This window comes from Pseudooctadecabacter sp. (assembly GCF_965657175.1).
Classification (GTDB): domain Bacteria; phylum Pseudomonadota; class Alphaproteobacteria; order Rhodobacterales; family Rhodobacteraceae; genus Octadecabacter.
Window position 1 is genome coordinate 85361 of sequence record NZ_CBFHNH010000011.1, and the last position, 13680, is coordinate 99040.

At 57.5% G+C, this 13680-nt stretch carries 18 protein-coding genes; 14 read left to right on the top strand and 4 right to left on the bottom strand.

Annotation, left to right across the window (positions count from 1 at the left end):
- Positions 1-238: 238 nt before the first annotated feature.
- From ACTG36_RS10870 to ACTG36_RS10915, 10 genes are all read left to right on the top strand, one after another.
- Entirely contained in the window at positions 239-814 is a 576-nt protein-coding gene (locus tag ACTG36_RS10870; protein ID WP_439142303.1) for an RNA polymerase sigma factor, read from the top strand.
- A gap of 64 nt (positions 815-878) precedes the next feature.
- Positions 879-1187: a hypothetical protein gene (locus ACTG36_RS10875; RefSeq protein WP_439142305.1), complete on the top strand. Its 309-nt coding sequence runs from the start codon at positions 879-881 to the stop codon at positions 1185-1187.
- Between the two features lie 105 nt (positions 1188-1292).
- Complete coding sequence (locus ACTG36_RS10880) at positions 1293-1439, top strand: hypothetical protein (protein WP_439142307.1); 147 nt, start codon at positions 1293-1295, stop codon at positions 1437-1439.
- A 223-nt stretch (positions 1440-1662) separates the two neighbouring features.
- Positions 1663-2394, top strand: a complete 732-nt coding sequence (locus ACTG36_RS10885) for a class I SAM-dependent methyltransferase (RefSeq protein WP_439142309.1) — start codon at positions 1663-1665, stop codon at positions 2392-2394.
- Positions 2306-2599: an EamA family transporter gene (locus tag ACTG36_RS10890; RefSeq protein ID WP_439142311.1), complete on the top strand. Its 294-nt coding sequence runs from the start codon at positions 2306-2308 to the stop codon at positions 2597-2599. The genes ACTG36_RS10885 and ACTG36_RS10890 overlap by 89 nt, the downstream gene beginning before the upstream one ends.
- A gap of 234 nt (positions 2600-2833) precedes the next feature.
- Positions 2834-2986, top strand: a complete 153-nt coding sequence (locus ACTG36_RS10895; protein ID WP_439142313.1) for a hypothetical protein — start codon at positions 2834-2836, stop codon at positions 2984-2986.
- A 231-nt stretch (positions 2987-3217) separates the two neighbouring features.
- A complete protein-coding gene (gene petA, locus ACTG36_RS10900; RefSeq protein WP_439142315.1) occupies positions 3218-3829 on the top strand; it encodes a ubiquinol-cytochrome c reductase iron-sulfur subunit in 612 nt (203 codons plus the stop codon).
- Between the two features lie 503 nt (positions 3830-4332).
- Positions 4333-4593: a DUF2933 domain-containing protein gene (locus ACTG36_RS10905; RefSeq protein ID WP_439142317.1), complete on the top strand. Its 261-nt coding sequence runs from the start codon at positions 4333-4335 to the stop codon at positions 4591-4593.
- A 282-nt stretch (positions 4594-4875) separates the two neighbouring features.
- Positions 4876-6201 carry an APC family permease gene (locus ACTG36_RS10910; RefSeq protein ID WP_439142319.1) on the top strand — a complete coding sequence of 442 codons (1326 nt, stop codon included), beginning with the start codon at positions 4876-4878 and terminating at the stop codon, positions 6199-6201.
- Positions 6202-6240: 39 nt separating this feature from the next.
- Complete coding sequence (locus tag ACTG36_RS10915; protein ID WP_439142321.1) at positions 6241-6945, top strand: ferric reductase-like transmembrane domain-containing protein; 705 nt, start codon at positions 6241-6243, stop codon at positions 6943-6945.
- 125 nt (positions 6946-7070) lie between these two features.
- On the opposite strand, the gene ACTG36_RS10920 is transcribed toward ACTG36_RS10915, so the two are convergent.
- Positions 7071-7385, bottom strand: coding sequence for an ion channel (locus ACTG36_RS10920; RefSeq protein WP_439142323.1), 315 nt, complete (start codon positions 7383-7385; stop codon positions 7071-7073).
- Positions 7386-7720: 335 nt separating this feature from the next.
- On the opposite strand from ACTG36_RS10920, the gene ACTG36_RS10925 reads away from it, so the two are divergent.
- A complete protein-coding gene (locus ACTG36_RS10925; RefSeq protein WP_439142325.1) occupies positions 7721-8452 on the top strand; it encodes a hypothetical protein in 732 nt (243 codons plus the stop codon).
- Entirely contained in the window at positions 8347-9543 is a 1197-nt protein-coding gene (locus tag ACTG36_RS10930; RefSeq protein ID WP_439142327.1) for a reverse transcriptase domain-containing protein, read from the top strand. Before ACTG36_RS10925 ends, ACTG36_RS10930 begins: the two co-directional genes overlap by 106 nt.
- Positions 9544-9554: 11 nt before the next feature.
- On the opposite strand, the gene ACTG36_RS10935 is transcribed toward ACTG36_RS10930, so the two are convergent.
- Positions 9555-10640, bottom strand: a complete 1086-nt coding sequence (locus tag ACTG36_RS10935; protein ID WP_439142329.1) for a tyrosine-type recombinase/integrase — start codon at positions 10638-10640, stop codon at positions 9555-9557.
- Between the two features lie 146 nt (positions 10641-10786).
- Between ACTG36_RS10935 and dusA the strand changes: the two genes are divergently transcribed.
- The gene (gene dusA / locus ACTG36_RS10940; protein WP_375281899.1) at positions 10787-11794 is read left to right on the top strand and encodes a tRNA dihydrouridine(20/20a) synthase DusA; all 1008 of its coding nucleotides are present in this window, start codon (positions 10787-10789) and stop codon (positions 11792-11794) included.
- On the top strand, positions 11791-12534 hold the full coding sequence (locus ACTG36_RS10945) for a hypothetical protein (RefSeq protein ID WP_375281897.1): 744 nt from the start codon (positions 11791-11793) through the stop codon (positions 12532-12534). Before dusA ends, ACTG36_RS10945 begins: the two co-directional genes overlap by 4 nt.
- Before the next feature lie 347 nt (positions 12535-12881).
- Here ACTG36_RS10945 and ACTG36_RS10950 read toward each other — a convergent pair whose 3' ends face one another.
- Positions 12882-13127, bottom strand: coding sequence for a DUF1289 domain-containing protein (locus ACTG36_RS10950; RefSeq protein ID WP_296421239.1), 246 nt, complete (start codon positions 13125-13127; stop codon positions 12882-12884).
- Position 13128: 1 nt separating this feature from the next.
- Positions 13129-13602: a Holliday junction resolvase RuvX gene (gene ruvX, locus ACTG36_RS10955; protein WP_375281896.1), complete on the bottom strand. Its 474-nt coding sequence runs from the start codon at positions 13600-13602 to the stop codon at positions 13129-13131.
- Positions 13603-13680 lie beyond the last annotated feature (78 nt).

The following is a 13680-nucleotide window of genomic DNA, read 5'->3' on the forward strand; positions in this document are numbered from 1 at the left end:
GCAACCATGCGGATAAAATTCAACGGCGCAATGGATGGCTGATTTCAAAAACTCTGCCATTGGAAATTCGTCTTGGAATGGATAGGTTCGAAGCATTTACCGATGGCGACATGTCTAATGAATTGGCCTGCCGGGTTGGATCGGAACTTCTATGCAAGGGCGGCGTGCAACCATGTCGGAAACAAAAGCAGACATCCGAAACGATAGCAATTCGGACCAGCCCGGCCTGGAAGCAACATTGTCGACGAACAGACATGCCTTTCTGGGTTTCTTGGTCAAACGGCTGGGAAACCGGGCCGATGCGGAAGACGTGCTGCAGGAGTTTTGCATCCGCGTTCTGGCGCGGAAGGATCAACTGCGCGACGCGGATCGCATGGATGCCTGGCTCTATGCGGTGTTGCGGTCCACCCTTAATGATCATTACCGGAAGTCGGGCCGGTCCAGGCGACTGAAGGATGCGGTCGCGCTCGAGGCGCAGTCTGCCGCTGTCGCGGATGACCCTGTCGAAGACATGGATGTGATCTGCAAATGCGTCAAAGGGTTGGTCACCGAATTGCGTCCGAGTGATGCCGAACTGATCCGCCGCATCGACATCGACGACGATGATCGCGCGACGGTGGCGGCGGACCTCGGACTGAAGCCGGGCACGCTGAATGTTCGTCTGCATCGTGCCCGCGCCGCTCTGGGTGACGCATTGATGGCCCATTGTGGGCCGTGCTGCCGTCACGGTTTTGACGATTGCGCCTGTCCACCTGCCGGCTGCGCGCATCCGGTTGAAGACACCGATTGCGGCGACAAAGATACCGTCTCGTGACGTGGATGTGTAATAGTGTGCTCTGAACCGCGTCTTCCCAACACAGCCGCTTTGGGAAGATCGCATGACAACGCAACCGGCAGACGCGCAGGTGATCGCAGACCTGATATTCGACGTCTTTTGCGAATGCCGCAGCAGGGTTCAGGACGATGTCGGCAGACTGTCCGGGGAACTGTTTCTCAAGGTTGACGTGGAAGGGCGGACTCTGCGGTCCGCAGCGGATGCGGTCGGCCTCAGCACGGGCGACGCCAGAACTGTGCTTTTTCTGTTCCGCCGCCAAATGGCCAGTGCCCTCGTGGGGTCGGTTCTGACCACACGGTTGCCAGACGCGGGGCAGAGGCGCGGGGAAGGGGACGAGGGCCAACATCCTTGAACGCTTCGGCTCGGGCAGGCGGCGCAGGCATGTAATGAATGCACGACGTGAGCGTCTTTTCCTGTGAACCAAATGAATTTGCGTTTATTAAGAAGGAATTGAGACATGATCGGACTTCTCTTTCTCGTTGGTGCCCTCGCGTCGGCGCTGCTGGCAAGCAGATTGATCGACGCACAGAGTGATCGTCGGGCCGTCGAGGCGGCTCTGGTGCGCATCCCGGTGGACGCTTCGAAGGGCAGGCGCGGGCGGTGAAGGCGTGGCACGGTGTGCCGCCTGAAGACTGCGCAACGACGCGGTGACCTCACCAGCCCGCACAGTCCAAGCCCGTGCGGGTCTCCAGACCACCAATGACCACTCAGACGGCCTGCATCGCTATGCGCGCATTGGCACCGCGCCGAGAAACGGGAGAACGGGTGTCCAAGACACGGCGATCAGGGCCCAATGGGCAGACCAACCAAATTCGGGGGACGCCATGATGAACGACACACTCATTCCTGCCTCAGGGCCGGGTCGGCGCGCACCGGCCGCGCTGTGGCTTCTGGACGCTGCCCTGCGCAGACTGATCCGGACGGGCTCACTCGCAGTTCAGGGGCCAGACGGCGAAGTCAGGCACTACGGTACGGGGCAGCCCGCGATTGCGATCACGATCCATGATTGGCCCACCCTGCGCCGGATCGCCTTCAAGCCGGACCTCGCTCTGGGTGAAGCGTGGATGGATGCTGGTCTGACGGTCGAAAAGGGTGATCTCTACGGCCTGATCTCCCTGTGTCTTGAGAATTACCAGAACGCTGAGGTCCCAAGGCTGTGGCGTTTGCGCGACCGGCTGCGGATGATGTTCAGGCGCTTTGCCATGCACAATCCCGTTCCACGCTCGCGCCGGAATGTCGCCCATCACTACGATCTGGGCGACGACCTCTATGACCTCTTTCTCGATGCCAAACGGCAGTATTCCTGCGCCTATTTCGAGACCCCGGAGGACAGTCTGGACGACGCGCAGGTCCACAAGATGCGCCACATCGCGGCTAAGCTGCGTGTGCTGCCGGGGCAGAAAGTGCTGGACATCGGGTCCGGCTGGGGCGGTTCCCCTAACGGTGGGGGCGTTTCTGTACGAAGATCCGATGTCCATCACGTTCTCACCTCAGTTTCTTCTGATTCTGTTTACGATCAGTCTCTTTGGGACTTCGCTTGCCTATTGGTTGTGGAGTGAGATTCTTCGAACAACCGAGCTCAGCCGCGCCAACGCCTTTGCGTTTCTCGTACCTGGCTTCGGGCTCGCCATGGGCGTGGCCTTTTTCGGAGAATCCATCGGGCTTCTGACGGGTCTGGGCATTCTTGTAACGCTCCTCGGCGTTGCCATGACCAATATGGATCGCCCCGAATCCACCCAAACGACTGATGCCTCTGCGCATTGATTTGCCGCGGCCAACCAGCTGACCACGTGTAATGCCTCAGACCACTGAGCGTCTTTCTCAGTAAGCGCCAGTCATCGCACTGCGTGAAAAAAGGAGGCTCTGCCATGACCATCTCTAGCGAAACACCCCGCACTGCGCATTCCAATCCAGGCCCTGGGACGGAGTCTGGGTATTTTCTTCGCGATCACCTACACGATCTGCGTCGTCTTCGACTTGGTTTTCCCGGGTCAGAGCATGACCCGCCTCTGGAACCCGCTGCTGCCATGGGTCGATGGCATCAGCCTTGGAGGTTACGTTCTTGGCGTCGCTGAAACCCTGATTTACGGCGGGTTCGTCGCGCTGATATTCGGCCCGTTGTTCAACTTCTTTGCTGAAAGGACCGCGTAGTGGTCACGTCCGAATTTTTCGTACGGCGGCCTTGGGAGGCTCCAACGGAGCAGACCGTATTCCTGGCCAATCTGGGCGACCTGAAAGCTGAAAGACCAAAGGCCGCTTGGGTCGAAAGGAGAGACGCGGCTCTATTGGTAACTGATTTCACCACCGCCAGTTCCGCCTAATCCTCGTCCGCTAAAGCGGGCACGTTGATCATCTTAACTTAAACACCGCGAAAGTATCGAAATGACAAACACTGACAAGCACGCAACCGAGCAAGTTTCCAGCAACCCCGAAAGCAGGCGCGATTTTCTGTACTTCGCAACAGCCGGAGCGGGCGTCGTGGCCACCGGTGCTGCCGTTTGGCCGCTGATCAACTCGATGAACCCCTCGGCCGACGTCCTCAGCCTATCAACAATACGCGTGGATCTGTCTGGCATGCAGCGAGGTCAACGGATAACCGTCAGTTGGCAGGGCAAACCGGTTTTTGTCTGGCGTCGGGCTCAGGAAGCCATCAATATGGCTCGGGAGACACCTCTCGATGCGTTGATCGATCAGACGGATAGCGCCAAAGAAAATCCGAACCAGACCCGGGACTTGCCGGCGCTCGACCAAAACCGGACAGCGGATGAGGCGGGTGAATGGCTTGTTGTCATTGGGATCTGCACGCATCTTGGATGCGTTCCCGTTGGTCAGGGATCGGGAGACTCTCTTGGAGAATTCGGCGGTTGGTTCTGCCCGTGCCACGGCTCGCACTATGACACGTCCGGCCGGATCCGGAAGGGGCCCGCGCCGCGCAACCTCGACATACCGCGCTACACGCTGGCCAACGACCTGATGCTGACGATCGGCGCGTGATTGCAACCTATAAAGCGGAAATGACGCAGAACTGCGATGGTGAAGCACGTCAAGTTGATCGGTGTCGTCTCTATTCCCTACGACGGTAAGCGTGGAGGCCGAAAAACCGCGACTTTCGGTGTAATGATCGACGCCGCAGAGCGTCTATCCTGTGAACCTTGGAAATGGAGGCACTCATGAAAGACGAAATAGGTACCTTGGCTCAGCAAGCGACCACACGTGCAAAATCAGGTTGTTGTTGCAGCGGTTCGGCCCGTCCGGCGCAACAGGCAGATCATCAATCCGCCGCCGCTGCCAAGCCGTCTGAAACACCTAAAGACAGCGGTGGCGCCTGTTGCGGCAGCGCCTGAAGCACTAAGTCGATTGTCCGCCATGCTCTGAGATACAGAAATCATCTTGCCAATCGGACACGGGTCCAATCGGTGCCGGAAAAACCAATTCCGGAATGGGGGCTTGGAAATCGGACTAGAGAAATCTCAATCAATCCCTGGAGAAATTTAGAAATGGAAACACACGAACATCACGGCAAACCTGAACAGGAGCCGACGCCTGCAGTGCCCTTCTGGAAATCGCGTGCCGGCATCTATCTTATTGCGGCGCTGTCTCTGGGCACTCTGCTCCTTGGCTATGAGTACAGAGAGCTTGTTTTTGCATCGAACTTGCTCCTCTGGCTTCCGTTGCTGCTTTGCGTCGGGATGCATTTCTTCATGCATGGCGGGCACGGTGGTCACGGTGGCGGTGGATCAGGCAACGACAAGTCCTGAGCACCAAAGTTGCTCGGGTTTGTGAAGCCGTTGGGTGTCATTGTGTTCGCGCGTGGCGTCGACAGGCCATGAGCATACCGAAGCGACACGACGGGAACCGGTTGCTGAACGCCTCGTGAGAGGTGAACCGGTTCTCCATCCATCGTCGCCGCCGATCAATGTCCTCGCCTCGATCTGGAGCAGGCGCTGAGCGGTCTGAGTCGCCACTTGGCAGGCGGAGCGGCCATACACACAAACGCTTGGCAAAGGCCAAATCGAGAAACGGGAAAGACGGGGCAAATCATGAATCACGCGCACGCCCACGGCGGCGACAGCTACAAGAAGAACTCCATTACGTTGGGCGGCGCGGTTGCCATGGGCACGGGCGTGATGATCGGGGCAGGGATCTTTGCCCTGACAGGGCAGATTGCCGAACTGGCCGGGCCGCTCTTTCCCATTGCCTTCATCATCGGTGCGATCGTCACCGGGTTCAGTTCCTACAGCTACATCAAGATGTCCAATGCCTGGCCCTCGGCAGGGGGCATCGGGATGATCCTGCAAAAATGTTACGGGCCCGGCGGCATTGCGGCGGGGGCGGCGCTGCTGATGGCGCTTAGTATGGTGATTGCCGAAAGCCTTGTTGCGCGGACATTTGCCACCTATCTCTTGCGTCCCTTCGACATTGAGGGCGGGCCTCTGGTGCCCATCCTGGCGGTCGGGGTGATCCTGTTTGCCTTCCTCGTAAACATCGCGGGCAACCGGTCCATCGGGCTGTTCTCGATGATCATGGCCGCGATCAAGATCGGGGGTATCGCGCTTTTCGGGATTGCGGCCCTGTGGTCGAGCGGGTTCGGCTTTGCCGCCGCGACGCAAGATGCTGGCGACTTTGGCGCGATGGGTTTTGTCGCCTCGGTCGCGCTTGCCATTCTTGCGTTCAAGGGGTTCACGACGATCACCAACAGCGGGGCCGAGGTCACTGATCCCAATCGCAATGTGGGCCGCGCAATCATCATTTCGATTGCGCTGTGTGTCGTTGTCTATCTGCTTGTGGCCTTCGGTGTGGGCTCCAGCCTGACCATCGATCAGATCATCGCCGCCAAGGATTATTCGCTGGCCGAGGCGGCGGAACCGGCATTGGGGCAGGTGGGTTTTCTGCTGACGGTCCTCTTGGCCGTGGTGGCGACGGCTTCGGCCGTGCTGGCAAGTGTGTTTGCCGTCTCGCGGATGCTGGCGATGCTGACGGATATGAAGATGATCCCGCACAGCCATTTCGGCATGTCCGGTTCGATCCAGCGGCATACGCTGGTCTATACGGTGGTCATCGCATCCTTTCTTGCCGTGTTTTTCGATCTGAGCCGTATCGCGTCTCTGGGTGCGTTCTTCTATCTGACGATGGATATGGCCGTGCATTGGGGCGTCTGGCGTTATCGCAGGGCAGAGATCGGTGCCTCGGGGGCCGTCATTCTTGCAGCACTCGGATTTGATGCAATTGTTCTGGTCGCATTCACCGCCCTGAAGCTGCAAAGCGATCCCGCGATTGTTATTTTTTCCTTAACCTCAATCCTGATAGTCTTCGGCTTTGAAAGACTGTATTTGCGTGCGTGGATCGCAGCAGCAGCCACAGAGTGATGCCCGCATCCGGGAACGAATGACAGAGGATCTGAACTGATGATGTCAATTGCGCGAAACGCCTGGTGGGTCCGGCATGTTCTTGTTGTGATCTTTGCGGTGCTTGCAACTGCGCTGTTTCTGTACAGCCGCGCCGAATGGTCCCCGATGCATCGCTGGAACCGGGCCATCGGAGACGTGTCACTTGTCCTGATTGCCATGGCGATGATGCTTGGGCCTCTGTCGCGGCTCTGGCGCAGCGCGGCGCGCGTCTTGCCCTACCGTCGGGAACTCGGGATATACGCGGTTGTTCTGGCATTCATCCATGCCACGATCATCCTGTTTGGCTGGGTCGAACTGGATCTGATGCGCTTGTTCGGGTTCGAGTTCCACCCCGGGCTGCAACGCTATGTCATGGTCAATCATGGCTTTGCGCTGGCGAATGTTCTGGGTCTGCTGGGATTGATCTACGGCCTCGTTTTGGGGCTGACCTCGAATGACCTCAGCCTGCGCCTGATGGGGAATAGTATCTGGAAATACGTGCAGCGGGGGACGTATGTGCTTTGGTGGTTGAGCGTCGCACATACCGCCTATTTCCTGTTTATCCACTTTCTGGATTACCACCGGCAAACGCCCGAGCCGAACTGGGCGCAATGGCCCTTCGTTGTGCTTGTCGCCGTTGTTCTCGGCTTGCAGATTGCAGCGTCCACGGTGACGTGGCGAAAGTCCTTGGGTGGCGGAGCGAGGGCAACGGCAGCCGAATAGTGCGGCGGGTGCTTTCACCCGTGGTTCAGGTGAACTGCCTCGGGCAGATGGTTGCCGGAACGCCCGTCAGCGGCCCCTGTCGCCGGTCGTTTGCCGGGCGGGCCACCTATGCCTGAATTGCACTGCTAGTCTTCCGGTTCCACGCATGGTTGCCAGTCCCACAGACGGTTCATTGTCGCAAACAGGAACGACGCCGACCAGGCAATCAGCAAGAGCCCGTTCAGCGCCTCGACCCCGACGAGAAACCGCAGATGCCCGGTCGGGACGATGTTCCCGATCCCGAGCGAAGTGTAGATGACGGCGGAAAAGTAAAGGTAGTCTAGCGGACGTGCCATAGCGGCCCCTTCGAAGCCACCGATCTGCAACAAAGCCTCCGCAATCCAGAAGCCGCCCACGAAGAGCCCGATCTGCAACAGATGCGTGACAAACAGAAGGCTCACAATGGAAAGCACGCGCGTATGTGGCCGCATCGGTATGTATGACATGCGGCCGGAGCAGAAGCGTAGCGACAGCAGGTGCAAATAGGCCGTTGCGACGAAAAGCCCGACGGATATGGCGACCGAGATGGGCAACCTTTTGAGCCTATGTTAGCCCTGATGTCAAAGTCTTGGGTTTGATCGAACGTTTGGGGACGGGATAGCACAGAATGTCCTGAAGTTTCAGGTCGCATGTGCCTGGCAATTCACACTTTGGGCTCAAACGAAAGAACACGTGGCATCGCATCGGCGTAATCGGGTATCCCAAGTTTACCGGACGGCGTTTGGGGCAAACCGCGATGGTGACCGTTACAGTCAATCAAGTTTGGCTGACAACGGATAACCGGACGCAACTGAGCCGCCAGCTTGTCGAGCGGACTCTTATGATTGACCTTGATCCCAAGATGGAAAACCCCGGCGAGCGTCCGACATCATCATTCGAATACAATCTTGATAGCTATGTGCCCGCTAACGCTGGCATGTATATGCACGCTCTCTTGGTTCTTGTTCAAAACTGGATTGCGAAAGAGTGCCCAGCATGGAAGGGCCAAGCATTGGGTGGATTTGAGAGCCATGCCAAGGTCATCGGCGGCATTCTGGGTGCAGCGGGAATTCATGGCTTCATGCAAAACCGCGAAAAGCTTAAATCGTCAGTCGAAATCGACAATCCAGAACATGAATTGCTGGACGCATTGATTATTGAACACCACAAGGGCCGGGATGGTACGGTGTTCCGCAGTTGGAGCGTTGACGCCATTTCCGATGGGTACAAAGACGACGAAGGCAAGCTTGTGCCTTGCGAGTTTGCAAAATGCCGCGTGGTCGCAATCCGTGACATCTTGAACGCACATTCAATCGCCTTGCCTACATTTTTGCTCACTATCGACGCAAGCTTGCTGTTCTTTATGAACAACGCCTATCCGAAATGGGCATCGCCGATTGTCCGATTGCATACCGTCAAATTCCCAAGCCGGGATCAAACGGCGGTAAGTGTAATATCGACTTCGCCAAAGACGCCTTTGATCAGGTAGACCGGATAGGCGATTGCGTAGCCGTGGCGTTGGATATCAAGGGTTACTTCGAAAGCCTCTGTCACCAACGTATCAAGCGTATCTGGCGCGACCTTTTGGGCGTAGATGAACTGCCGCCCGACCACTACGCAGTCTTCAAAAATATCACGCATTACCGCTTCGTTGATCAGAAGGCAGTTTACCGACGCCTTGGATATCTTGGCCCGGTTCAACGCGGAAACTTCATTGTTGAAGGCTACACACGACCTTACCGCGAAATGGATAAGCAAATCTGTTCAAATGAAGACTTCAGGAACAAGATTTGTGGTGATGATCCAGCATTCTCCAACCTAGTCCAGCGTAACGAATTGCCTCATGGGGTACCACAAGGTGCACCAATTTCTGACCTGATCGCCAACTTCTACTTGATGGACTTCGATGTAAAAATGAACGCCTACGCGCGTCAGCGTGGTGGTGTCTACATGCGCTATTCTGACGACATCCTGTTGATTGTTCCCGGCGGAAAGAACGAAGCGACCGCCGCCACGGCCTTTGCCATGGAAGAGATCAAAAACCACGGGGATGCGTTGGTAATAAAAGAGTCTAAGACCTGCGTTGTACGCTTCGAACGTGACGGTGAACGGTTAAAGTTTGAACATGTTACTGGGCCACAGGGCAAAAACGGTCTCGAATATCTAGGCTTTCGTTATGACGGACGTAAGGTCTACGTGCGTGACAGCACCATGTCGCGGCTGTATCGCAAGGTAACCAATGCTGCCAAACGCGATGGAACGCGGCACGTCTTAGATAATCCGGGCGCATCAGCGGCGTCGCTGATTGGCAATTTCAACTATTCATTGTTCAGCCAGCGTTTCAGCCGTGTTAAAAAAGGCGACCTAACTGACGACTACAAAAGTTGGACGTTCTATAGTTACTTGAAGCGCAGCGTACAGACCTTCGGTGTGAAAGGTGATCGCATTCTGCCTCAAGCGCGGAACTTCAAGCAGACAATGCGCTCGCGGGTCGAGAAAGCTATCATCCGCGCTCACGCGCGTCAGAACGCAAATCAAACTGCTGTTAGCAGTCCAGAAATGGCTACGGACGACCGCTAGACCCAACGGGACTACGTTACGGCGTTGATCCACTTCCATCCTTTGTATTTGTCGCCGCTTTTCTTGTAGTGTCGATACCGCTTGAGTGACTCCCATGACCTATGACCAGTAACATCGGCAACGCGATCAACATTCCAATTCATTTCAAACAGCCGTGAAGTTCCCTCATGGCGTAAGTCATGAAAGTGCAAGTCATCTATCTCCAAGAACTTGCAGGCGTCGGTAAAGCGGCGACTGATCGTATCTGAATGATATGGGAATATGAATTTCTGTTTCCTGTCAGGTTTTGGCAGTGCCGTTATCATTTCGCGGCAAGGGTCGGGCAGGGTGCACCACGTATCGTTCCCTTGCTTGTCGCCGGGGTGTTTCATGTCGCGAACCATGACGCGGGTTTCGTTGGCGTTATCTTCGGGCTCGTAATCTGACCACGTAATCCGACAAATTTCCGCCTGACGGCGGGTGCTGAACAAAGCAAAGGCCGTTATGACGTGCATTGGAACAGCCCTTGGGTCATGTGTGCTAGACTTGTGAAAATGAGCCATGATCCGGTTCATTTCTGCGAGCGTTGGACGTCTGTCTCTTTCTTTGGCTTTTGCCCTGACGCCAAGCTTACCCAGTGCTTTCATAGCGTCTTTCATTGCCATCTCATCGACCGAAAAGCCCCATAAGGGGCGGGCAACTGAAAATACGCCGGACAGGTGTTGTAGATAGTTGTTGACGGTTGCCGCCGACGTAACGTTGGGGCGCTCCCACAATTGGTTCGCAAAATCTGAAATGTGAGCGCTCGTTATTTCTTCGAACCGCATTTCCGAAATGTCGTATTCCTTACGGATCGTGGTGAGGACTTGCTTTTTGGTCTTACCCATCCCAGTTCGATCTTCGGCAATGTATCTATCGATTGCGTCTCCTAGAGTTCGTCGCTGTGTGCTGCGCTTGGTTGGCTTCGTTCCTGCATCGACCTGAGCGTCTATTTCACGCTCGCGCTTTGCTGCCCATTTCTCCGCAGCTTTCATTGTGGTAAAGCCACTCTTGCTATCAAAGAAGTCGGGATTCTTTCGTTTGATCTGCGCGGTAAAGCTTGGCTTACCGCTTTTCAAAGTTCTCTCTCTATAGGTGGCCAACTTGGTATGACTCCGTGGGTAAATGTATGACTCTGAGTCATACTGTATGTCAAAATGGGCGTAAATAAGGGCAAATAGGCTGAAATCAGGCGGTGCTGAAATTGACAAAAAGAGAAGAAAATATAATAAAATCAAGTGTTACTCAGGCCGCCCGCCTGTCCGTCGCCCCTATGATGGATTGGACGGACCGCCATTGCCGGTATTTGCACCGCCTGCTGAGCAAGCGGACGCTGCTCTATACTGAAATGGTCACGGCCCCCGCCTTGGTGCGCGGGCAGCCGCGGCATCTGTTGCGGTTTGATCCGGCAGAACAGCCCGTGGCGTTGCAGCTTGGCGGGTCCGATCCGATTGAACTGGCCGAGGCTGCGGCCATGGGTGCAGAAGAGGGCTACCCCGAAATCAACCTGAATTGCGGGTGTCCGTCCGATCGCGTGCAATCGGGTGCTTTTGGTGCGGTTTTGATGAAGGATCCAGCACTCGTGGCCCTGTGTTGTCGGGCGATGATTGCAGCCCAACCTGCTGAAGTCACAGTGAAATGCCGGATTGGCGTGGATGATCAGGACCCCGCCGAAGTCCTGCCCGAATTTTTGTCGCAGATTGTGGCCGCAGGCGTGAACCGCGTGATAATCCATGCGCGCAAGGCGTGGTTGCAGGGGCTCAGCCCCAAGGAAAACCGCGACATTCCGCCATTGGATTATGATCTGGTGTTCGAGATGAAACAGCTGTTTCCGAACCTCCATATCTCCATCAATGGTGGGATTGCGTCGTTGGAGCACGCCCGTGATCTGCTGGAGGCCGGCGTCGACGGCGTCATGATCGGGCGCGCGGCCTATCACAGCCCGACCGATATTTTGCAGCGCGCCGATGAGGTGATCTTCGGCGAAACGGCGGGCCCCGATCCGGTCGACGTGGTCTTGCAGATGCGGCCCTATATTGAGACGCATTTGGCCGATGACAGCCGGGGTGGCGGAAAGCTTGCCCATGTGACGAAACACATGTTGGGGCTGTTTGCGGGGCGTCCGGGGGCACGGCAATGGCGCAGGCATCTGTCGGAACACGCGCACCGTGACGGGGCAGGTTGGTCCGTGGTTGAGGATGCGCTGGCCGCAATGGACAGGGCCGCTGCGTGATCGGTGATATGGACCGCGACGGCTTTGCCGTGTTCCCCGAGGACCCTGATGTTGCGCGGTGGGTTCAGGCGGCCTATCGGGCGGGACTGACGGCCATAGGCGACCCGGATTTGCAGGCAAAATGGCTGCGGCATGGTGGTACGTGGTTTGTGGGTGTTGATGCGCTGCCGACCAAAGGCGATGGATCAATCCACGGTGCCCCGCTGGCAGGGGCGTGGCGCGGGGCGGTACCACAGGTGACCCAGTGGCACCGGGCGCAACTGTCCGTGACCTACGCCGGTTATCCACGCAAGGATGAGGTCGATACCGAGGCGTCCCACAGGTTCCGGCTGCGGCGCTGTTCGGGGCATGTGGACGGGCTGCATGCGGAAAACGGGCGGCGCATTGTCCGCGAACTTCACGCCTTTATCCTAGGCATGCCGCTGAATGACACTGAGGCCTGCCCGCTGATGGTCTGGCCGGGCAGTCATCATGTCATCGGCGCGGCTTTGCGGACCGTGATCGGGGACCGCGATCCGTGCGGGATAGACGTGACAGACGCCTATGTCGCCGCGCGACGCGCGGTCTTTGACACTATAACGCCGGTGCCTGTGATCGCGTCCCCGGGTCAGGTCATGGTGCTGCATCGCCATCTGGTGCACGGCATTGCCCCCCACGATCCCCAAGTTACGATGCCGGATGACGGGCGCATGGTCGCCTATTTCCGGCCTGAGTGTTCCCAGTCACACGACTGGGTGTGAGGCAGACCGGCCCTCCGGGGGGAGTTTTTTGGGCCAGATGAAGCAAGGGCGCTGCATCTTTAACGCGCTGTTAAGGTTAATCGGCGAAGATGATGGTGCATGGATAGCGGGAGCGCGACTCCATGTGCCAGGTGAAGCTCCGGCCCGTCGTGGGGTCGCGTCAATCGATGGAGATTGGCTCCGGCCCCCGTCTGACGCGGTCGGAGTGGACCCTTTCGGTCGCTGTCTGGCCCGTTAAGGTTAACGCGCCGCGATTGGGCAACGTTTGAGACCCATCGCACGTGGCGCGCGCAGAGTCCCTGTTTCATCTGGCTAGAAAAACTCAAAACCCGACAGTGCACCACGTGCTACCGTTTCAATCGGGCCGCTCGGCCGCCGCGCCTTTTTTGCAGCAAGGGCGCACGGGCGGGCAGGTCGTCCATCACGGCTTTGCGGGCTTCTGGTGTCAGGCGGGACCATGCGCCGATTTCGTCGATGGACCGCAGACAGCCGGTGCACAGACGTGTTTCGGGATGGATCACGCAGATTTTGATGCAGGGGCTTTCGATTTCTGCCCGCGTCCAGATGGCGTCCGTGTTTTCAGGCTTGGTCATGTCAGGCGCCTTTCAGGTTGCGCAAGCGGTCCAGCAGTCCTTGCAGGATTACACCAGCTGCCACGTGGTCGATGACCTCGGCGCGACGTTTTCGGGACGTATCCGCCTGCAACAGTGTGCGCTCGGCGGCAACTGTCGACAGCCGTTCGTCCCAGAAGGTGATCGGCACCTCAGTCAGGCGGGTCAGGTTGCGGGCAAAAGCGCGGGTCGCTTGGGCGCGCGGCCCTTCGGAGCCATCCATGTTACGCGGCAGGCCCAAAACCAGCCCGCCGATCTGACGATGTGTCATGATCTCCAACAGGCGGGCGGCATCGGCCTGAAACTTCGTGCGTTTGATCGTCTCCAGCGGCGAGGCGATCATATGGCCTGCGTCAGACACCGCGATGCCGATGGTCTTGGTGCCCAGATCAAGGCCCGCAAGCGGCGCGTAGCCGGGCAGGGCAGCGGCGAAATCGGCAGGGTCATCAAATGTCATTCGGTCAGGCCCGCCTCAGATGCGGCGCGGCGGATCACAGTGACGGCCTGCACGTCGCCGCCAAAGATGGTCTCAGCC